This window comes from Clostridioides sp. ES-S-0049-02, from assembly GCF_020658465.1.
Taxonomy (GTDB): Bacteria; Bacillota; Clostridia; order Peptostreptococcales; family Peptostreptococcaceae; genus Clostridioides.
This window is the reverse complement of the sequence record NZ_JACVWG010000001.1, coordinates 1,187,848-1,207,629: the sequence shown is the minus strand read 5'-3', so window position 1 is coordinate 1,207,629 and position 19,782 is coordinate 1,187,848. Positions and strand designations below refer to the sequence as shown.

Annotated in this window: 23 protein-coding genes, 1 riboswitch and 1 other annotated feature; of the genes, 16 read left to right on the top strand and 7 right to left on the bottom strand. The window is 27.6% G+C overall.

Features of this window, described 5'->3' with window-relative positions; genetic code table 11:
• Positions 1 to 74 precede the first annotated feature (74 nt).
• Positions 75 to 1,469, top strand: coding sequence for a YfcC family protein (locus tag IC213_RS05450; RefSeq protein WP_227433201.1), 1,395 nt, complete (start codon positions 75 to 77; stop codon positions 1,467 to 1,469).
• Between the two features lie 179 nt (positions 1,470 to 1,648).
• Here IC213_RS05450 and IC213_RS05445 read toward each other — a convergent pair whose 3' ends face one another.
• Together IC213_RS05445 and IC213_RS05440 are read right to left on the bottom strand one after the other, a co-directional pair.
• Positions 1,649 to 2,158, bottom strand: a complete 510-nt coding sequence (locus tag IC213_RS05445; RefSeq protein WP_227862819.1) for an SdpI family protein — start codon at positions 2,156 to 2,158, stop codon at positions 1,649 to 1,651.
• 9 nt (positions 2,159 to 2,167) lie between these two features.
• The gene (locus tag IC213_RS05440; RefSeq protein ID WP_227433203.1) at positions 2,168 to 2,428 is read right to left on the bottom strand and encodes an autorepressor SdpR family transcription factor; all 261 of its coding nucleotides are present in this window, start codon (positions 2,426 to 2,428) and stop codon (positions 2,168 to 2,170) included.
• 277 nt (positions 2,429 to 2,705) lie between these two features.
• Between IC213_RS05440 and IC213_RS05435 the strand changes: the two genes are divergently transcribed.
• The 12 genes from IC213_RS05435 to IC213_RS05375 all read left to right on the top strand — a co-directional run bounded on the left by IC213_RS05435 (position 2,706) and on the right by IC213_RS05375 (position 14,164).
• A complete protein-coding gene (locus IC213_RS05435) occupies positions 2,706 to 4,073 on the top strand; it encodes a GTP pyrophosphokinase family protein (RefSeq protein WP_227433204.1) in 1,368 nt (455 codons plus the stop codon).
• A 42-nt stretch (positions 4,074 to 4,115) separates the two neighbouring features.
• Positions 4,116 to 4,697 (top strand): molybdenum cofactor guanylyltransferase, encoded by a 582-nt coding sequence (locus IC213_RS05430; RefSeq protein WP_227483266.1) that lies wholly within the window; start codon positions 4,116 to 4,118, stop codon positions 4,695 to 4,697.
• A 47-nt stretch (positions 4,698 to 4,744) separates the two neighbouring features.
• On the top strand, positions 4,745 to 5,116 hold the full coding sequence (locus IC213_RS05425; protein WP_227433205.1) for a CoA-binding protein: 372 nt from the start codon (positions 4,745 to 4,747) through the stop codon (positions 5,114 to 5,116).
• Positions 5,117 to 5,279: 163 nt separating this feature from the next.
• Positions 5,280 to 5,618: a heavy metal-binding domain-containing protein gene (locus IC213_RS05420; protein ID WP_227433206.1), complete on the top strand. Its 339-nt coding sequence runs from the start codon at positions 5,280 to 5,282 to the stop codon at positions 5,616 to 5,618.
• 188 nt (positions 5,619 to 5,806) lie between these two features.
• The gene (gene yqeB / locus IC213_RS05415; RefSeq protein WP_227823822.1) at positions 5,807 to 6,622 is read left to right on the top strand and encodes a selenium-dependent molybdenum cofactor biosynthesis protein YqeB; all 816 of its coding nucleotides are present in this window, start codon (positions 5,807 to 5,809) and stop codon (positions 6,620 to 6,622) included.
• Positions 6,623 to 6,684: 62 nt separating this feature from the next.
• The gene (locus tag IC213_RS05410) at positions 6,685 to 7,188 is read left to right on the top strand and encodes a molybdenum cofactor biosynthesis protein B (protein ID WP_227483237.1); all 504 of its coding nucleotides are present in this window, start codon (positions 6,685 to 6,687) and stop codon (positions 7,186 to 7,188) included.
• A 46-nt stretch (positions 7,189 to 7,234) separates the two neighbouring features.
• Positions 7,235 to 8,194: a GTP 3',8-cyclase MoaA gene (moaA, locus tag IC213_RS05405; protein ID WP_227433209.1), complete on the top strand. Its 960-nt coding sequence runs from the start codon at positions 7,235 to 7,237 to the stop codon at positions 8,192 to 8,194.
• 3 nt (positions 8,195 to 8,197) lie between these two features.
• Entirely contained in the window at positions 8,198 to 8,668 is a 471-nt protein-coding gene (moaC, locus tag IC213_RS05400; RefSeq protein ID WP_227433210.1) for a cyclic pyranopterin monophosphate synthase MoaC, read from the top strand.
• Positions 8,669 to 8,702: 34 nt separating this feature from the next.
• The gene (locus tag IC213_RS05395) at positions 8,703 to 9,137 is read left to right on the top strand and encodes an MOSC domain-containing protein (RefSeq protein WP_227433211.1); all 435 of its coding nucleotides are present in this window, start codon (positions 8,703 to 8,705) and stop codon (positions 9,135 to 9,137) included.
• A gap of 665 nt (positions 9,138 to 9,802) precedes the next feature.
• Positions 9,803 to 10,014: a binding site (T-box leader), on the top strand.
• Positions 10,015 to 10,176: 162 nt separating this feature from the next.
• The gene (locus IC213_RS05385; RefSeq protein WP_227823823.1) at positions 10,177 to 11,466 is read left to right on the top strand and encodes a cytosine permease; all 1,290 of its coding nucleotides are present in this window, start codon (positions 10,177 to 10,179) and stop codon (positions 11,464 to 11,466) included.
• A gap of 53 nt (positions 11,467 to 11,519) precedes the next feature.
• Positions 11,520 to 12,599 (top strand): DUF917 domain-containing protein, encoded by a 1,080-nt coding sequence (locus IC213_RS05380; RefSeq protein ID WP_227433213.1) that lies wholly within the window; start codon positions 11,520 to 11,522, stop codon positions 12,597 to 12,599.
• A gap of 20 nt (positions 12,600 to 12,619) precedes the next feature.
• A complete protein-coding gene (locus tag IC213_RS05375) occupies positions 12,620 to 14,164 on the top strand; it encodes a hydantoinase/oxoprolinase family protein (RefSeq protein WP_227855686.1) in 1,545 nt (514 codons plus the stop codon).
• 82 nt (positions 14,165 to 14,246) lie between these two features.
• Here IC213_RS05375 and IC213_RS05370 read toward each other — a convergent pair whose 3' ends face one another.
• Together IC213_RS05370 and IC213_RS05365 are read right to left on the bottom strand one after the other, a co-directional pair.
• On the bottom strand, positions 14,247 to 14,531 hold the full coding sequence (locus IC213_RS05370) for a transcriptional regulator (RefSeq protein ID WP_227433215.1): 285 nt from the start codon (positions 14,529 to 14,531) through the stop codon (positions 14,247 to 14,249).
• A gap of 71 nt (positions 14,532 to 14,602) precedes the next feature.
• Entirely contained in the window at positions 14,603 to 15,358 is a 756-nt protein-coding gene (locus tag IC213_RS05365) for a lysophospholipid acyltransferase family protein (RefSeq protein ID WP_227855687.1), read from the bottom strand.
• A gap of 293 nt (positions 15,359 to 15,651) precedes the next feature.
• Positions 15,652 to 15,746: riboswitch (guanidine-I (ykkC/yxkD leader) on the top strand.
• Between the two features lie 63 nt (positions 15,747 to 15,809).
• On the opposite strand from IC213_RS05365, the gene IC213_RS05360 reads away from it, so the two are divergent.
• Positions 15,810 to 16,517, top strand: a complete 708-nt coding sequence (locus IC213_RS05360; RefSeq protein ID WP_227855688.1) for a B3/4 domain-containing protein — start codon at positions 15,810 to 15,812, stop codon at positions 16,515 to 16,517.
• An 18-nt stretch (positions 16,518 to 16,535) separates the two neighbouring features.
• Positions 16,536 to 17,225: a radical SAM protein gene (locus IC213_RS05355; protein ID WP_227855689.1), complete on the top strand. Its 690-nt coding sequence runs from the start codon at positions 16,536 to 16,538 to the stop codon at positions 17,223 to 17,225.
• Between the two features lie 246 nt (positions 17,226 to 17,471).
• Here IC213_RS05355 and IC213_RS05350 read toward each other — a convergent pair whose 3' ends face one another.
• From IC213_RS05350 to IC213_RS05340, 3 genes are all read right to left on the bottom strand, one after another.
• On the bottom strand, positions 17,472 to 17,672 hold the full coding sequence (locus tag IC213_RS05350) for a cold-shock protein (RefSeq protein WP_227433218.1): 201 nt from the start codon (positions 17,670 to 17,672) through the stop codon (positions 17,472 to 17,474).
• Positions 17,673 to 18,064: 392 nt separating this feature from the next.
• Entirely contained in the window at positions 18,065 to 18,331 is a 267-nt protein-coding gene (locus IC213_RS05345; protein WP_227483233.1) for a DUF3795 domain-containing protein, read from the bottom strand.
• Between the two features lie 41 nt (positions 18,332 to 18,372).
• A complete protein-coding gene (locus tag IC213_RS05340; RefSeq protein ID WP_227433220.1) occupies positions 18,373 to 19,182 on the bottom strand; it encodes a helix-turn-helix transcriptional regulator in 810 nt (269 codons plus the stop codon).
• Between the two features lie 311 nt (positions 19,183 to 19,493).
• Between IC213_RS05340 and IC213_RS05335 the strand changes: the two genes are divergently transcribed.
• Complete coding sequence (locus tag IC213_RS05335) at positions 19,494 to 19,775, top strand: hypothetical protein (protein WP_004454426.1); 282 nt, start codon at positions 19,494 to 19,496, stop codon at positions 19,773 to 19,775.
• Positions 19,776 to 19,782: the final 7 nt, after the last annotated feature.

Genomic DNA, 19,782 nt, shown 5'->3' with positions numbered 1-19,782 from the left:
GAAAACTTTAGTCAGAGAGATTAAAAAGTATCCTATATAGATTCAAAATTTAGTAAAGTATGGAGGACATTATAATGATTGACAGTAAGAAGAAACGATTTATTATACCACACACTTTTACAATTATATTCTTGCTAATAGTATTAATGGCAATATTAACTTGGATAGTACCAAGTGGTGAATTTAGTAGAGAAGATGTAGAAGGTAGGATGGTTGTTGTACCAGGGACTTATCAAAGTGTAGAAAGTAATCCTCAAGGATTTACGGATGTTTTTAAAGCACCCATAGAAGGTTTTATTGATTCAGCAGAAGTTGTAGGATTTGTTTTAATAGTTGGAGGTGCTTTTGGTATTGTAAATAGAACTGGAGCTATAGAAGCAGGAATAGCATCAGTTATATCGAAGTTTAAAGGAAAAGAACTACTTATAATTCCAATATCAATGATTTTATTTGGTCTTGGAGGTACTACATTTGGGATGGCAGAAGAAACATTACCATTTTATATGATATTTGTTCCACTTATGACATCCTTAGGATATGATTCTCTAACCGCCATTGCGATTGTATTTATAGGAGCAGCGGCAGGAGCGGCTGCATCGACAATAAATCCATTCTCAGTTGGTATTGCACAAGCACTAGCTCAACTTGCTCCTGGTTCAGGAGTAGCATATAGAGTAGTGATTTTTATAGCATATATATTAATCAGTATAGCATTTGTTATGTATTATGCTAAAAAAGTTAAAGAAAACCCTGAAAGCTCAATAGTGTATGAGATAGATAAAAATAATAAATCAATACTTAATCATACTTCAACTGAAATAAAAGAGTTTACTTTTAAAGAAGTATCTGTTCTTGCTATATTTGGAATAGGAATGGCAATAATGATTTGGGGTGTTTTAAGTCAAGGATGGTATATTCCAGAGATATCAATGTGTTTTGCTGCGATAGGTGTACTTTCTGGATTAGTTGGTAGATTGTCACAAAGTGAAATTTCCGATAGTTTCATAGATGGAGCAAAAGATTTAGCATCAGCTGCCCTTGCAATAGCTTTAGCTCGTGGAATTGTAATAATTGCTCAAAATGGATTTATAATAGATACTATATTAAATTCTGCAGCAAGCTTTTTAGGTGGACTTCCAAAGGTTATATTTGTATATCTATCATTTTTCTTGGAAGCTGCGTTGGCATTTTTGATTCCATCATCTTCAGGACTTGCTTCACTTACAGTGCCTGTCCTTGCTCCTCTTGGTGATTTAGTTAATATATCAGCTCAAGTTATAGTAACTGCTTATCAATTTGGGGTAGGTCTTACAAACTTTATAACTCCAACATCTGGAGTACTAATGGGAGCACTTGCAGTAGCTCATATTCCTTTTTCAAAATGGGTAAAATTTATAATGCCTATATTACTGATTTTAACAGCTGTATCTTTAGTTTTTTTAACAATAGGTATATATATAGGTTTTTAATTGAAGAAAATTTAATTTAATATATTTAGAAATTATATAAAATACTAAAAATATGATTATTAATAAATTGCCACCATAAATGCCTTGGTGGCAATTTATTTTATAAACACTTCATTTCAATATTAAAATAAAGTATAGCTTTTTTTAAGAAGAGGTGGCTTTATTTTATTTACAACTATTTATTTAGGACTAGGAGCTCTAAATTTGTTTCTATAATGAAGTAATAAATATAATAATGGTATTGCAAACCATATGAACTGGCATGCTGTTGTGACTGTATCTGAATCAAAATAAAAACTCAATATAATCATTCCAATAGATATAACAAATGATAAATACGCAAAAATCTTACTTGCCTTTTTCCATATTTTTTCATCTCCAATGGCCCAAGCACATTTAGTATCTATGTTCTTATAAATTTGTAGCTTAGGTAATAAATTACCAAAATACATAATTATAATGGCATTTATTATAACTGATACTTTGTCGTTAATTTCATAAGAAAATATCTCATCTATACCTAGTAAAGGAATGATAAACCTTCCAATTGCGACTATTAAAAATAACATTTGTAACCTTCTTGCAGTTTTAACTTTAGGGTTATCTTTTGAAAAACCTAAAATTTCTGGTGCATTTACATAGTTTATAATTAATAATGCTATAAGTAATATTAAACCTATATTTTCCATAATAGCCTCCTATATCTTTTTAAAAATATCCAAGAAGTTTCCAAGTACTTCTTGAAGGACCGATAAATTAATAGAATAAATCAAAAATTGCCCCATTTTTTCTGAACTAATAAGTTCTGCATCTTTTAAAATATCTAAATGTTTAGATATTGCTGGTTTAGACATATTAAAATGACCTGCTATTTCTCCTGCATTCATATCTCTTTCATTAAGCAATTTTAAAATTTCTCTTCTAGTTTCATCACTTAATGCTTTAAATACTTTTACCATAATATCCTCCCTACTATAGATATAAATATTTAACTAATTAGTTAAATATTTATATCTATAGTATACTCGTATTAGGAAAAAAAATCCACTATTTTTATAACTTTATTATCACAAAATCTTTTAATTTTATCTGATATTTTAATTCTAATTTGAAATATATATGAAGGTTTTTGGAGAATACTTACTTATAATAGGAAAAAATGTTAAAATAAGAATGTAGTTAAATATAAAGAACTGAAATAGCTAACAGTTATTAAACATAGGAGTGTAAAAATTTATGGGATTAAAAGAATTTGATTTTATTGAAGAGTCTATAGAAATGTTGAGGGTAATGTCTCCAACTTTAGAAACTATATCAGATGAAATAGAAGAGTACTTTGAAAATATCTTGGACGAAAAAAATCAAGAGTATATAAATGTAACCTCTAGAATAAAATCAGAATCAAGTTTGAGGGAAAAGATAATTAGAAATAGATATTTAAAAAAATATGGGGAGGCAAGTAATCTTATTCATAATGTATCTGATTTAATAGGATTAAGAATTGAGTGTAGATTTATTGAGGATGAAAATAAGATATATAGGCTTTTAAGAAGATATTTTAATAAAACAGATGATAAAATAAACTATTATAATAAAGAAAATAAAAATATTAAATTAAAATTGTCTGAAAGACAACCTAATAAGCAAAAAAATGGATTTGAAATATATAAGATAGATGGAGTTTTTGCATATTTAGATAGAGAAGTAAAATTTGAACTTCAAATTAAATCTCTTGTAAATGTGTTTTGGAGTGAGATTGAACATAAAATAATTTATAAAAATAACACATATTTACTTGCTGATAAATTTATAAAGGATATGATGGACTCTATAAAGAATAATCTTACTATGATAGATAATCAGCTTTTGAGTATTTATAAAAACTTTCATTCAGGAAAGTCTTTTAACATGAAAGTAAGTAAAAAAGAAATTGAAAAACTCTTTGCAAAATTAGTGTATGATGCTTTTTCAGAAAAGATGAATAAAAGTATAGGTTTTGTTGTGGATTTTAAAAAGCCATGTGAAACTATATTAAGTTATTCTTTTAATAAACAAGATATAAGTGATGAAGTTTTAGGCAATTTTATGCTTGATGAGTTTGCAAGATTAAATGAAATTGTAAATAAAGATATAGATTTTAATGACCAAATAGAGTTTGAAAGAGAACCTACATTTGATGATAAGTTCTGTAATGATTTAGGAAATCATTTTAGAAGTAGACTAAATACAGAGTTTCCATGGAATTTATTTTTTAGGATACTATTTGAAATAGAACCATGTAATAACACTGAAGATTTTGAAAACTTTGTAGAGTTTATAAAGGAAAATGTATTGCTTGAAGAAAATAGAGAACAACTTTTAGGTCAATTTGAAGAAGATAGTAATTTTATAATTGAAGATATATATGATTGTATTTTTAATAGCATAAGTGAGGTTGATAGTGTTGAAATTTTATATAACTATAATCTTGAAAAAATCAATTTTACATCAAGTGAAATTATAAATTGTATATGTAGAGAATATGAGTGTTATAGTGAATATTTAGAAGAAAAAGAAAAACTTATGAATGCATTTAAAGAAAAAATTATTCAGATTTTTGAGTAGTCAATCAATGTTGAAATGGCGCAATAGCGCCATTTTTCAAATATAAATAAAAGTATTTTAAAGGAGGCGATTTGTATAGAAAAAACAGGTGTAATTTTAGCAGGAGGGAAAAGTTCTAGAATGGGTAAAGATAAAGCTTTTCTAGAATTACATGAAAAGCCTTTTATTGAAATTGCAATAGAAGTATTTAAAAATTTTGATGAGGTAATAATAGTATCTAACAATGAAGAATTATACTCAAAATATAACATTAAAGTTTATAATGATATAATAAAAAATGTTGGTCCAATAGGAGGAATATATACTGCTCTTAAACATGCAAAGTATGATATAGTTACAGTTGCATGTGATATGCCATATCTAAATAATGAAGTAGTCGAAAAAATAGCTGATGAAATGGATGATAAAAGTGTAATTTCAGTAACAAATGGAAAGTTACAACCATTGTGTTCTGGATACAAAAAGAGTATAATAAATAAAGTATCTTTATGTATAGGGAAAAATGATTTGAAGCTTAGAACTCTTATAGAAAAAATAGATAAAAGCTATATATACTTTGATAACGAAGATTTATTTTTAAATGTAAATACTATTGATGAGTATAAAAAATTGACTGAAGTTTAATTAGCTACGGTTGTAAAATAGAGTAGGATTTATATGGAGGAGAATTTATGAATTTACTTAAATGTGATTCTTGGGCAGTGATATTAAATAATAGTGACGAAGAAAGCAAAGCATATAAAATATTAGATGAACTTAAAAAGAATATGTACAAAGTTGTTGCTATAGATGAAGAGAAAAAGAATATTGAAGGTATAGATGTATATGAGTGTCTAAAAGACGTACCACACAATATTGATGTTGTAGCTATTATAGATAAGCAGTCTAAGATGGAGGCCATTTTAGAAGAGATAGAACTTTTAGACATACAAAATATCTGGTTTGAAAAAGGAAGCTTTAGTGAAATGATTATTAAAAAAATTAAGGATTTAAAATTGAATGTAGAATACAATTTAAGTTTATATGATGAGTTAACTAAGTAAATTTATATATAGAAAATTGATTAGGAACATAATTGGTTAACGAAATATCTTATTTTATAGTATAGATTTCCTAGATAAAGTATTAAACTACAAGATTTATTAAGAAGATTGCTATTTACATGATATAATATATTAAACAGGAATATAAAGGAGTTGATATATTATGTTAATAGTAACTACAGAAAAAGTAGAAGGAAAAAAAATAGCAGAAGTTTTAGGGCTAGTTAGAGGAAGTACGATAAGAGCAAAACATGTTGGAAAAGATATAGGAGCAAGCTTTAAGAATCTTGTTGGAGGAGAACTTACAGGATATAATGAAATGCTTACAGAAGCAAGACAAATTGCAATTGGTAGAATGGTTGAAGATGCAGAATCTAAAGGTGCAAATGCAATAATAGCATTTAGATTGTCTTCAGCTTCAGTTATGCAAGGAGCGGCAGAAATGCTTGCTTATGGAACAGCAGTTATTTTAGAAGATAACAATGATATATCTGAAAAATAAAATATAAGGAATTAGAAAGAGACATCTTTTATAAATTTTATGGATGTCTCTTTTTGTTTGAAAAATATCAGGTAAAAGTAATTTTTAACCATTATAATAATAAAATAAGATGATATTATATAAATAAGTAAAATTATATTATATAATATAAAGTATAGACTTTAAAATTTTTATTAGTAGGAGAAAATATGAACAATGTTATAATAGTTAGAGGAGCTGGAGATTTAGCAACAGCAGTTATACATAAGTTACATAACTGTGGTTTTAAAATAATTGCTTTAGAAGTTGAGACTCCTCTTGCAATAAGAAGGAAAGTTTCTTTTAGTGAGGCTATCTATGAAAAGAAAGTTTCTGTGGAAGGTGTTTATTGTGTGTATTGCAAAGATAAAGCAGAAATAAAAAAAGCTTTAAATAAAAGAAACGTGGCACTAATAATAGACCCAAAAGGTAAATATATAGGTGAAATACGTCCTGTAGCGGTTATAGATTGTATACTTGCAAAAAAAAATATTGGAACAAATAAAGCGATGGCAGCACTTACAATAGCTTTAGGTCCAGGATTTTGTGCAGGTAAAGATGTAGACATAGTTATTGAAACTATGAGAGGACATAATTTAGGAAAAGTGATAAGAAAAGGATATGCTTTAAAAAATACAGGAATACCAGGTGCTATATTGGGTATAACCAAAGAACGAGTTTTTTATTCTGAGAACGTTGGAATAATAGAAAATGTATGTAATATAGGGGATGTAGTTAAAAAAGGAGATATAATATGTTATATCACTGAAAAAAATGGAAATAAAATAGAAGTGAAAGCTTCTATAGATGGTGTTTTGAGAGGCTTATTGAGAAATGGTTCACAAATAGAAAAAGGATTAAAGATATTGGATATAGACCCTCGAATGGAAGAAGTAAAAAATTCATTTACGATATCAGATAAAGGACGTTGTATAGCAGGAGCAGTTTTAGAAGCATTATTATCAGAAGGAATATTACCAGAATAGGTTCTATTAAATAGATTTTTTATTTATAAAAGTTTAATTAATATATAAAGGGGTGAAACCATATGTTTAATGTAGCAATTATAACGCTTAGTGATAAGGGCTATGAAGGGAAAAGAGAAGACATAACAGGAAAAAAATTAACTGAATTTGTTGAAAATACAGGGAATTATAAAGTTACTGAATACGTGTTGATAAAAGATGATAAGGAAATGTTAAAGGAAAATATTATAAAAATTTGTAACAGTAATAAAGTAGATTTAATTCTTACTAATGGAGGTACTGGATTTTCAAAGAGAGATATAACTCCAGAGGCTACTAAAGATGTTTTAGAAAGAGAGATACCAGGTCTCAGTGAATACATGAGAATGAAATCTACAGAAATTACTAAAAAAGCTATACTAAGTAGGGGTGTAAGTGGAATAAGGAATAATTCTATAATAATAAATTTACCTGGAAGTCCTAAAGGTGCAGTTGAAAATCTAAGTTTCATTATTGATGTCTTAGACCATGGCATAGAAATTTTAAGAGGAGAAGCCACAGAATGTGCCACTAATAACAAAAAATAGTATATAATTCAGATAGATAAAAAATAGACAAAGAGGTAGATAGAGTATGATTGATAAGTATGGAAGAAAAATAGACTACCTTCGTATTTCACTTACAGATAAGTGTAATTTAAGGTGTGTTTATTGTATGCCACCAGATGTTAAATTTGAAAAAAATTATATAAACGATAATCTAAGTTTTGAAGACTATAAATTCATTATAAAGGCTATGTCAGAACAAGGTATAAAAAAGGTTAGATTTACTGGAGGAGAACCTCTTTTATATCCCAATTTAAATGAACTTATAAGGTTTACAAGAGAAGAATGTGGAATAGAAAATATAGGAATGACAACTAATGCTCTTGGACTTTCTGATAGAATCTTTGAGCTTAAAGAATGTGGTCTGAATAAAGTAAATATAAGCTTAGATTCTTTAAAGGAATATAAATATAAATCTGTGACAAGAGGTGGCAATTTAAAAGAAGTATTAAAATCGATTGAGTCATGTTTAAATTTAGGTATAAAAGTAAAGGTAAATTGTGTTGCCATAAATGGATTTAATGATGATGAGCTTAAAGACTTTATGTTTTTAACAGTTAAATCACCAATTGATGTAAGATTTATTGAACTTATGCCATTAGGTGAAGCTAATAGAGTCTACAAAAAAGGATATTTTAATGTAAAAGAAATGGTTGAAAAAATATATGGTTTATATAAAGTTAAAAATGATGAAAAAAGTACAGCAGAATATTATAAGTTTAAAGGAGCAAAAGGAAGAATAGGAATTATAACTCCATTAAGTTGTTCATTTTGCAACACTTGTAATCGTATTAGACTTACCTCTAGTGGTGCAATAAAACTGTGTCTACATTCAAAAGAGGAAATAGATATAAAACCACTTTTACATAAACCATTGTTATTTAGAGAAACTATGAAAGATATAATAAAAGAAAAGCCAGAAAAACATCATTTAATAGAAAATAAATGTAGTGATACAAATAGACGTATGTATGAAATTGGAGGATAGGTAATGTTAACGCACATAAATGAAAAAGGGTATGCTAAAATGGTAGATATAAGTGAAAAAGATGATACAAAGAGAACTGCTATAGCAACAGCTACGATTACTCTTGGTAAAGAAGCTTTAGAAAAGGTAAAAAATGGACAAATAAAAAAGGGAGATGTATTATCTGTAGCTCAAGTTGCAGGGATAATGGGAGCTAAAAATACATCTTCAAATATACCAATGTGCCATCAAATTAAATTGGTTGGATGTGATTTGGAATTTGAGATAGATGATTCTATATCTGCTATTAGAATATATGCAACCTGTAAATCACTTGGTAAAACTGGTGTAGAAATGGAAGCATTAAATGCTTGTTCTTTAGCAGCACTTACAATTTATGATATGTGTAAAGCAGTTGATAAAAAGATGGTTATAAGCAATATACATCTTGTGGAGAAAACTGGTGGAAAATCAGGTGATTTTAAGTTTGAATAATTTAAGAATATATGGGTGAAAATTTGGAGGAAATATGGCTAAAGTAGTGTCAATAAATATAAGTGACAAAAAGGGTGTAATTAAGGTTCCTGTGCAATGTGCAGAACTAAAAATAAATTATGGAATAGTTGGAGATGCACATGCGGGAAACTGGCATCGTCAAATAAGTTTACTTGGAAAAGAAAGTATAGATAAAATGAAGATGAGAGGTTTTGACCAATTAAAATTTGGAGACTTTGCTGAGAATATAACTACAGAAGGAATAGAAGTGTTTTCATTACCTGTTGGTACAAAATTAAAGATAGGCAAATGTGAAGTTGAAGTAACTCAAATAGGTAAAAAGTGTCATAATGGATGTGAAATTAAAAAATTAACAGGGGACTGTGTAATGCCACGTGAAGGAATTTTTGTTAAGGTTTTAAAGGAAGGAATTATAAGTATTGGAGATTCAATAGATATAATTCAATAAAAATTTGATTGAACTTAAAATAAATTTCTGATTATATTTTAAAATTTTATTAAATGTTCGTATAGCCTTGTTTTATAGGCTGTTCGGACATTTTTACTGTCAGTAGATACTTTACAATATTTCAGAATGTGCAGTGTGAAGTATTTTAAATAGATAGATTTAACAATATAACATACTGTTGTATAATGTGAGATATGATTATTTGCTGTACGTTCATGTTGTCGTCCATAGTTGCCTTGGGGTTAAGCACTAACTAAATTTAAAAAAGACCCTACACCTATTCTACCTATATTGGAACAATTAAAAACCGACTCATCACTGTATGTGCGAAAGAGTGTTGCTAATAATTTAAATGACATTTCTAAAACACACCCAGATTTAGTTGTAAAGCTTGCGAAGGATTGGTATAGTGTAAATGAATATACTAACTGAATTGTAAAATATGGTTGTAGAACTTTACAAAAAAATGAAAATAATTTGTAAAATTATATTCAATTGTATATAAAAATAATATAAATTTTTATTAAATTTAAAAAATACAAAATATAAATACAGTAATAATATAAAAAATTACATATAAAACTAAAAAATACAAGTAATTTACTTTTTAAGTTGACAAAATATTGCATATATATTATGATATAAATCATAAATAAATAAATAACGTAGATTCGCAGAAGAAGAAAGTAGCATAAAGGAATTTTACAGAGAGTTAGATTTGGCTGAGAACTAATATTGAAATTTGTGTGAAAAGAGCTTTGGAGAATACTATTACAGTTCTATTGTAGTAGTGGTTTAATTCGCCTTAAGAAAATGAGTGAGTAAAATAAATTTTTACTAATAAGAGTGGTAACACGGATTGGTATTCGTCTCTTGGATTTTTTCCAAGAGGCGTTTTTTATTATAAAATTATTTCAGAAAATTTAAAACTATATATTAAATGAAAATTATAAATATATAGTTGTTAATAAATTTATAAATTAGAAAATTGTAAAACAAACAAATTAAATGGTTTTACAATTTTAATGGAGGGATGAAAATGGAAGAAGAAAAAATTAATTATGCCCTGGAACAGGTTCCAGAGAATCAAAAACGTGGTTGGGTAGCTATGTTTTCAGTGCTAGTAGCAATAGGTGTGGATTTATCATCTGTTATTTTAGGAGCTGAGTTAGCTCAAAGTATGCCAATGAAACAAGCAATATTATCAGTAATTGTAGGTTCATTTTTTTCTGCTATTTTGTATACTATATGCTCTTTAGTTGGTTCATCTACAAGCTTATCTACATCTATGATAACAAAATATGTGTTTGGAGAAGCTGGAGCAAAAATATTTTCTCTAGTTATAGGAGTTTCTTTATTAGGATGGTTTGGAGTTCAAGTAGGCTTTTTTGCTCAAAATGCTCAAATAATAATAAAAGATATATTTAATCTAGATGTGAGCATGCAAATTTTAAGCCTCATAGGTGGTCTTTTGATGATGAGTACAGCTATTTATGGATATAAAGCAATGGAAAAATTAAGTGTGTATTCAGTACCATTCTTATTAATTCTTATGATGTTAACTATATTCTTAGCTTTTAAAGTAAATGGAATTCCAGTTGATGATAATATGAAATCGACTATGACATTTGCAGGTGGAGTTTCTCTATCAATGAGTATAATAATAGTTGGAGCAATAGTATCACCTGACATAAGTCGCTGGGCTAAAAGTAGAAGAGATTGTGCACTTTCAAGTTTTCTAGGGATACAATTTGGAAATGCTTTTATGATAGTAGTATCAATAATATTAGTAAAATGTATGGGTACTTCAGATATTATGAGAATTTTTATTACATTAGGAATTGCTATACCAGGTATAATTGTACTTACATTAGCTCAATGGACTACAAATACAAGCAATGTATATTCTGCATCACTAAGTATAGCTCTTGTACTAAAAAAAGCTCCTGAAAAAGTATTAACTATAGTTCTTGGTGTTGTAGCAACTTTATTAGCTGTATTTGGAATATATGAAGGATTTATAGGATTTTTAAATTTACTTGGAATTGTTATTGCACCTGTTGGTGGTGTGTATACAGCAGAATATTATATAGTAAAACAAGAACTTAAAGGATTTGATAAGGGGATAGCATACAAACCAATAGTTAAACATTCAATAATATCTTGGATAATTGGTATATTAATAACATACCTTTCTACATATGGATTTATAACTCTTACTACTATAGCACCTTTAGATGGATTTATAGCAGGATTTATAATACAATCAATTATTGGAAAAGTGATTTGTTCATCAAAAAACAAACAAGAAGCAGAAAAAGCAGTTTAATGAAATATGCTTGTAAAGTATAAAATAAATTTGGAATATGAGGAGAAAGTAACATGAGATTTTTAACAGAAGAAAGCGTGGATAAAATAGCAGTTGGCGCAGCAGTGCTTGGAACAGGAGGAGGAGGAGACCCATACATAGGTAAATTAGTTGCAAAACAAGCAATTAAAAAGTATGGGCCTGTAAAAGTGATTAGTTTAGATGAGCTAGAGGATGATGCTTTAGTAGTACCAGTATCTGGTATGGGTTCCCCTGTAATTACAATAGAAAAATTACTTTCTGAAGTGGAATTAACTACTCCTTTAGAGATAATGGAAAAATTATTGAATAGAAAAGTTGATGTTATAATTCCTATAGAAATAGGAGGAATAAATTCACTTATGCCAATAGCAGTTGCTGCAAAAAAAGGGCTTCCTATTTTGGATGCAGATTCTATGGGTAGAGCGTTTCCGGAAGCTCAAATGGTAACTTTTTATCTTGAAGGATATGAAGCATCACCTGCTGTAATGGCTGATGAAAAGGGTAATTCAGCCATCCTTTATCCTGTTGATGGAATTTGGTCAGAAAGATTGGCTAGAACTTTAACAGTAGAAATGGGAGGAAGTTCTTCTATTAGTGACTATAATTTAAGTGGAGCTCAAGTTAAAAAAGCTGCGATAGGAAATACCTTGACTATAGCTGAAACTATAGGAGGATTTTTACTTGAGAATAAGTCAGACTCAAAAGGTGCTATTGAAAATATATTGAAAGAATTAAAAGGGTATAAATTATTTGAAGGAAAAGTAGTTGATATTAAAAGAGAGTTAAAAGGTGGTTTTACTAGAGGGCATGCATTCTTCGCTGGAATTAATGGATATGATGGAGAATACTCTGTACTATTTCAAAATGAAAATCTAATTGCAAAAAAAGGTAGTACACCACTTTGTATTACGCCAGATTTAATAGCAATATTAGATTTAGAAACTGGATTCCCAATAACTACAGAAAGAATAAAATATGGTTCTCGTGTGATGGTAGTAGCTTTTCCTTGTAATGAAAAATGGAGAACTAAAAAAGGAATTGAGACAGTTGGACCTGAATACTTTGGATATGATGTAGAGTATAAAACAGTAGAAGAATTACAAGGAAAATAAAAATTTAGGGGGAAATTTTGATGTATCGTGTAGGAATTGACGTTGGAGGAACAAATACAGATGCTTGTATACTGGATAAGGAATTAAAAGTAATCCATTCAGTTAAAGTAGCAACTACAAAAGATGTTGAAACTGGTGTTTATAATGCCTTAAAAAAAGTTATAGATGAAAGTAAAATTGACAATTCATTAATAAAATATGCTATGCTTGGTACAACTCACTGTACAAATGCAATAGTAGAAAGAAAAAGACTTAATAATGTAGCAATGATAAGAATTGGAAAACCAGCAACCACTGCTATTTTACCATTTATAGATTGGCCAGAAGATTTAAGAGAAAAAATAGAATTAGATTCAATATTGATATCTGGTGGTTATGAGTTTGATGGAAGAAAGATAAATGAACTTTGTAAAGATGAAGTTGTAGATTTTTGCAATAAGATAAAAGGCAAGGTAGAAAGTGTTGCAATAAGTGGAGTATTTGCTCCTGTAAATAAACAACAAGAAGAAGAAGTTGCAAAATGGGTTAGAGAGATTCTTGGTGATATTCCAATATCCTTATCAAATGAAATAGGTAATATAGGTATACTGGAAAGAGAAAACGGAGCAATTTTAAACTCTGCATTGTCTAGAGTAGGTAAGGCTGTTTCTTTAGGATTTGAAAAAGCATTGAAAGATTTAGGAATAGATGCAGAAATATATTTTAGTCAAAATGATGGAACATTAATGAATTTGGAGTACACAATGAAGTATCCTATTTTCACAATTGGATGTGGAATAACAAATTCTATAAGGGGAGCGTCTTTCTTATCAAAAGTAAAAAATGCAATAGTACTAGATGTTGGAGGAACTACGAGTGATTTAGGTGTATTATACAATGGATTTCCTAGAGAATCTTCAATTCCTGTTACAATTGGAGGAGTACATACGAACTTTAGAATGCCTGATGTTTTAACTATTGGACTTGCTGGAGGAACTTGTGTAAAAGGCGAAAAAGACAATATAAAAATAGGTCCTGAGAGTGTAGGGTATAGAATAACTGAAGATGCAATAATATTTGGTGGTGATACTTTAACTTTATCAGATGTTGTTACAAAGTTAGGCATGGCATTTGAGGATAGAAAAAATAATGTTGAAAATTTAGATAAAGATTATTGTGATGAGGTATATAAAAAAGTAATTTTAAAACTAGAAGATGCTGTAGACCAAATGAAGACTAGCCAAAATGATGTTGAATTAGTTTTAACTGGTGGAGGAAGTATAATTGTTCCAGAAAAACTAAAAGGTATAAGTGATGTTATAAGACCTCCTCATTATACTGCAGCAAATGCTATTGGTGCAGCTTTAGGGCAAATAAGTGGGGATGTAGAAAAAGTGTACAGCTTAGATAAAATGTCTAGAGAAGATGCTATAGAAGACGCAAAACAAGAAGCCATAAACAAAGCTTTAAAAGCAGGTGCTAAAAAGGATACTATAGAAGTATTAAATATAGAAGATGTTCCACTTGCATATCTTCCAGGTAATGCACTCCTTATAAAAGTGAAAGTTGTTGGAGATTTGATATAATTTAAAGAAAATTTAAGTCTTTTTGAATATGTTTTAGATATAAAAAAATCGGTGCATAGTTTGTACCGATTTTTTATATTTATTAGTAGAGAACTCGTTTTTTTGCTTCTGCTATAGCTCTAGCAGCACTTTTTGCCTCAACTCTTTTTTCTTCCTCTCTTTTAAAAGCATTTATTGTATCATTTAAATTTTTATCGTGTTCATTTTTTTCTTTGTCTTCGTTTTCTCTGTAAACTAATACATAATCTATTATTGATTCATTTATTATTTGAGATATACTTTTATTTTCATTAATTCCTATTCTTTTAACTTCTTTAAGTAATGTTTCATCAATGTGAACTGTTGTTTGTTTTGTATTTTTTGCCATCTTAATCACCTCTTAAAAAAATTTTAACATTAAAATTTTTTCTAGTCAATAAATTTTAATGTTAAAATTCTTTAAAAGTTTTTATTTGTTTTTCTAAAACTTTCTATTTTGTTTATCATATTTTTTTTAATATTTTCTCCTAATACAGAAGATTTTAGTCTAGGATTTTTAATATGGTCATAAATTGGTTCTAGGAATTCAACTTCAACAGGAACAGAGTTAATTTTACCAATAGGTTGATATCCTTCATAAGTATCTTTTGAATTTTTTATGACTAATGGAACAATAGGACACTTTGCTTTATATGCTATTTTTAAGGCTCCACTTCTAAAATCTGATACTAGAGAATTTGGTTCTTTAATCCAGGTTAAATCTCCTTCTGGAAACACTGCCATACTCTGACCTGTAAGTATATTTTGTGAGGCTTCAGCAATACTTTTAATCCCTTCTCTATTATTTTTTCTGTTTACATATACACATCGTAACAACTTCGCCCATTCTTTAAATATAGGTATATTTCTCCAAACTGGCTCATCTGCAATTACACATCCAATTGGTCTTTCTACACTTGCTGCTAGGATAAAACTATCAAGCATACTTGAATGATTTACAACAAATAAGATTGGTTCTTTTGGTAATGTTTCTTTGCCAAGTATATTAAGGTCTATATTTACTATATCTAAAGATTTTTTAGCTTGTTTTTGCATAAATTCAAATTTTTCTTTTAAGCTAAATTTATCTGGATTTTTTTTGATTTTTATAAGTTTAGGTATAGAAGATGTAAAGCCTATGAGCTGATATGTAGCAAATTTTAAGTAATTATTCATAAAATTATCTCCTTAAAATAAAATTGTTTATTACTGTAAAGATTTTAACATAAAATGAAATTTAAGTCTATTTTAATTGGGATTTATAACTTACATTTAAAATAGACTTATTCTGAAATTTTTATACTTATAATTTTATTAATAAAATTATATCAATAATGTAGTATTCTATTAGATTAGCTAAATAACCTTTAAATATTATTTTGTACAAATATAAGAATCCAATATAGTATTGTTTTAAATCTTATATTATGCTAAAATTTATTTGTATTTTATAAATTACAAAAATATATAGTTTAGTTTTCTAGGGTTCCGCATTTTATAATGGGTAGGTCCAAGAGAAAACGCACAGTTATTGTGTACACGGAAGGATAAAAGCCTGGGAGATATTTAATAATATTTCTGTAGGCTTTTTTATTTTTATATATTTTAAAGTTGAGGAGGTATTCTAATGAAAAAATTTGTTGTTGAGGATGAGTTTTGGAACCTATTTCCTAGTTCAAAGATAGGAGTTGTTATTTGTAAGGACATAGACAACTCTATAAAGGATAAAGAAGAATACAAGGAAATGATTTTGCAGGGAGAAAAAGAGGCATTAAAACACTTGAAGGATTTAGAATTTAGCAATAACCAAGTAATTAAAGTATGGAGAGAAGCATTCAAAAAATTTAAAACGAAAAAAGGAGCAAGGTCATCTATTGAGGCATTGCTAAAAAGAGTTCATAATGGAAATCATATAGCAACTATTAACCCCTTAGTGGATATTTACAATTCTATTTCGCTAAAATATGCATTGCCTTGTGGTGGAGAAGACATAGACAAATTTATGGGAGATATTAGGTTGACTAGAGCAGTTGGAAATGAAGAATTTATACCATTAGGAACAGAAGAAAACTCATCTCCATATGAAGGTGAGATAGTCTATAAAGATAATGAAGGTGCAATTTGTAGATGTTGGAATTGGCGTGAAGCAGTGAGGGCAATGCTTACTGAAAATACAAATAATGCATTTTTATGTATTGAATTAGTAGATGAAAGTAGATTTGAAGAATTTGAGAATGCCTTGAATTATTTGGCGAAAACAGTTCAAGAAAATTTAGGTGGAACATGTAAAATTTCAATTTTAGATATTAATAATAAAGAAGTATCAATAAATTAATTTTGAGAGGATAGAGTAATGAGTGGTTTTAGTTATAAAGATATTTATATTGAGGATGGAAAAAGAGTATTAGAAGTAAATATACTTCCTGAAAAGTATTGTAACTTTGATTGTATATTCTGTCCTATTGGAAGGTCATATAATAAAGTGGATACACTTCAATCATTTGACAAGATGGATGACTCACTTAGAGAATTAGAAAGTATAATAGAAAAGCATAAGGCAGAACTAGTTTTCATTAATTCAAAAGGAGAATCACTATTGAATGATAAAATTTGTGATGTAATCGAGTTAGTAAAGCGCAAAAGAGTGCCTGTACGATTACTTTCTAATGGATATTTATTAGGTAAAGACGAATATATAGAAATAGCCAATATGTGTGATGAAGTCATTGGAGAGATAAAAACAATATCGGAAAAAGATTTTCAAAAAATTCAGAGACCAATTATAGGATATACTCTAGAAGAATATATTTCAAATATGATTTTATTTAATAAACAGTATAAAGGAAAATTTATTTTAGAAGTAACAATTATAAAGGAATATAATGATAATGAGGAATCTATTAATAAGATAAAAAGTATTATTTATGAATTATCTCCAGATAAAGTAATTGTTGAAAGAATGAACGATGAAAAATTTAAGCAAAAATTTGATATATTTAGTGAAAAATTTGATAAAATTTCAAAAACGTTATTAAACTTTTGAAAACATTAATGAAAAATATTTATATATGAAATAAAAATCTAATAGAGCTAATCTATTGGATTTTTTATATATAATATACTATATATCTTTACTGAATTAACCCTTATTTATGAAGAGTATTTTATATTTAGGAGAGGGATTTTTTTATTTGTCCAAATAATATTATTTACTTAATTAATAATTATATTGTATATTACCAATAAAAAAAGACTCTTAAAAGAGTCTTTTCCGAAAAAATCTATATAATTATAATATAGTTATGTTTTCTGCTTGCTGACCTCTAGCACCTTTAACTATATCAAAGCTTACTTTTTGACCTTCTTCTAATGATTTAAATCCTGAAGTTTGTATAGCTGAGAAATGAGCAAATACATCATCTCCACCTTCTACTGTTATAAAACCAAATCCTTTTTCGTTGTTAAACCATTTCACTATTCCATTATTCATTAAAAATACTCCTATTAACCTATATCAAGATATACTTGATTTAATTGTGTATTACCACAAATACTATTGTATCATAGATTAATACAAATGTCTACTTAATTGTAATTTTTAGTTAACATTTTTTGATTATGCTTAACCATAAAAAATTGAAAAGCTTTGTGTTACTATATATTGGTGTAAATGCAGATAAAATACTTTACTAACATTTAATTGACATAAATATTAAAATATAAAATTAAGAGATTTAAAAATCAATGTTTATTTGTGAAAAAAATAGATAGCTATTATTTTATATTGAATAATAGCTATCTATCTTAGAGAATATACAATTATGTATTAAGGTATTAATATTTTAATTTATATACAATATAAAATATATAAATATGATACTATTATAAAGCTAGAGAAGCCCATTTTTCACATTGAGAAATTCTTTTTCCATCATCACCTTGTTCTTTATCATATGCAAATTGAGTTAATATTTCACATGGAAATGTATCACATAGGCCACAATGTGTAAGATTTTTATTCTCACAACATGATTTTACAGGACATTCTTCAGACCAAAAAGGTTTATCAATATTTGTACATCCAGCGCAATTTACATCTTCCTTATACTTACATTCACAACACAAAATTCCACATCTTGATTCTATCATTTTAAATCCTCCTCAAATATAAACTTTAATATAATCATATGTTAAAATTTATATTTCTCATTGTAAAAATCAGACAAATTTTTTATATAGGTTGTTGGATTAACACCACAAATAGATTTAAAATCATTTATAAAGTGAGATTGGTCATAATAACCTATATTTTGAGCTAAAGTTGTAAATGATATATTATTACTTTGTATTTCTTGTAGTACTGTATTTATACGTAGTAATCTAAGGTATGTCTTAACACTCATACCAAGAGAATTATTAAAAATCCTATTTAAATGGCGTTCACTATAACAACTAATTTGAGCAATATTTTTAACAGACATAATAGAGTTTTGTTTCCTAGCATCTATAAGAATTGGTATTGTTAAATCTTTTATATTAGATTTAAATAAGTACGATAAAAATAACCTATCGAATTGTTCAATGAGTTCTTTAAGAGTATTGGACTTTTCAAAGATAGAATTAGTTTCGAAATCAAGTTGAGTGTTAAAGTCTTTAACAGGGATTATTAAATCGGCTGATTCTATCTGAGGAAAACCTGTTAAATAGTATACTCCACATGGAAGAAATTCAACAAATACTCTAAATAGTACATTTTCTATATCATTTTTTACAATAATAGTTTTTGTTGTAGCACCCCAAAATTTGCTAGTTATATCTTTTTTACTAAATTCAAATACGATGCATCCACTGGCATCAGGTATCAATGTCAAGTTTTCTATAGAATTTTTATCTGGAAAAGTTATTGTATAGTGAGCTATATATGGTCTTAATAATTTATGTGGTGAAATATATATATCATGATTGTGATTTTTTAGCATGTTTTTAATTTTTTCTATCATAAGTATATCCCCCTGATACTATTTAGTGATAAATAGATTAGTTTAATTTTAGTATTTTATGTAATAAAACATTCTGATAAAAAAGTTTCATTGAGAGTATAAAGTATATAGAATAATTATAAAATAAAGTCTAAAAATGTACAATTATTAAAAAAAATATATGCATTCATGAAACTGGCATATTAGATAGAGTTAGGTATAAACTAAACACAGAAAATAATGGTGTTACTTTTATAATAGATACATATAAAGATATTTTTAAGAATAAAATTTATTATTAAATAAAAAATAAGGGAGAGTGATTTAATAGAATGGCATCAAAACAAATACCAAGAAATAATTTAGAAAAGTTTTTAAGAATAAGAGTTCTATCACATACAGGCGACAAAATACATATAAAATTACCTGTAAATTTTGCAAAGAGAATGATTGAAAACAATGCTTTAGATTTATTTAATGGAAAAGATGATGTAGTTGATGGTAAAAAAGTTACTGAAATACTAGTTAAGGCATTTGACTATGATTTAACTGGAGAAGTGGTTCATCTAGAAAGAAAAAATGGGGATATTATTAAAGTATCAATTGTGCAATAAAATTAAT

Bases quoted from the DNA above. Each gene is read 5' to 3' on its own strand.
- IC213_RS05450 (WP_227433201.1), top strand. From the start codon at position 75: ATGATTGACAGTAAGAAGAAACGATTTATTATACCACACACTTTTACA.
- IC213_RS05445 (WP_227862819.1), bottom strand. From the start codon at position 2,158: ATGGAAAATATAGGTTTAATATTACTTATAGCATTATTAATTATAAAC.
- IC213_RS05440 (WP_227433203.1), bottom strand. From the start codon at position 2,428: ATGGTAAAAGTATTTAAAGCATTAAGTGATGAAACTAGAAGAGAAATT.
- IC213_RS05435 (WP_227433204.1), top strand. From the start codon at position 2,706: ATGGGATTAAAAGAATTTGATTTTATTGAAGAGTCTATAGAAATGTTG.
- IC213_RS05425 (WP_227433205.1), top strand. From the start codon at position 4,745: ATGAATTTACTTAAATGTGATTCTTGGGCAGTGATATTAAATAATAGT.
- IC213_RS05420 (WP_227433206.1), top strand. From the start codon at position 5,280: ATGTTAATAGTAACTACAGAAAAAGTAGAAGGAAAAAAAATAGCAGAA.
- yqeB (WP_227823822.1), top strand. From the start codon at position 5,807: ATGAACAATGTTATAATAGTTAGAGGAGCTGGAGATTTAGCAACAGCA.
- IC213_RS05410 (WP_227483237.1), top strand. From the start codon at position 6,685: ATGTTTAATGTAGCAATTATAACGCTTAGTGATAAGGGCTATGAAGGG.
- moaA (WP_227433209.1), top strand. From the start codon at position 7,235: ATGATTGATAAGTATGGAAGAAAAATAGACTACCTTCGTATTTCACTT.
- moaC (WP_227433210.1), top strand. From the start codon at position 8,198: ATGTTAACGCACATAAATGAAAAAGGGTATGCTAAAATGGTAGATATA.
- IC213_RS05395 (WP_227433211.1), top strand. From the start codon at position 8,703: ATGGCTAAAGTAGTGTCAATAAATATAAGTGACAAAAAGGGTGTAATT.
- IC213_RS05385 (WP_227823823.1), top strand. From the start codon at position 10,177: ATGGAAGAAGAAAAAATTAATTATGCCCTGGAACAGGTTCCAGAGAAT.
- IC213_RS05380 (WP_227433213.1), top strand. From the start codon at position 11,520: ATGAGATTTTTAACAGAAGAAAGCGTGGATAAAATAGCAGTTGGCGCA.
- IC213_RS05375 (WP_227855686.1), top strand. From the start codon at position 12,620: ATGTATCGTGTAGGAATTGACGTTGGAGGAACAAATACAGATGCTTGT.
- IC213_RS05370 (WP_227433215.1), bottom strand. From the start codon at position 14,531: ATGGCAAAAAATACAAAACAAACAACAGTTCACATTGATGAAACATTA.
- IC213_RS05365 (WP_227855687.1), bottom strand. From the start codon at position 15,358: ATGAATAATTACTTAAAATTTGCTACATATCAGCTCATAGGCTTTACA.
- IC213_RS05360 (WP_227855688.1), top strand. From the start codon at position 15,810: ATGAAAAAATTTGTTGTTGAGGATGAGTTTTGGAACCTATTTCCTAGT.
- IC213_RS05355 (WP_227855689.1), top strand. From the start codon at position 16,536: ATGAGTGGTTTTAGTTATAAAGATATTTATATTGAGGATGGAAAAAGA.
- IC213_RS05350 (WP_227433218.1), bottom strand. From the start codon at position 17,672: ATGAATAATGGAATAGTGAAATGGTTTAACAACGAAAAAGGATTTGGT.
- IC213_RS05345 (WP_227483233.1), bottom strand. From the start codon at position 18,331: ATGATAGAATCAAGATGTGGAATTTTGTGTTGTGAATGTAAGTATAAG.
- IC213_RS05340 (WP_227433220.1), bottom strand. From the start codon at position 19,182: ATGATAGAAAAAATTAAAAACATGCTAAAAAATCACAATCATGATATA.
- IC213_RS05335 (WP_004454426.1), top strand. From the start codon at position 19,494: ATGGCATCAAAACAAATACCAAGAAATAATTTAGAAAAGTTTTTAAGA.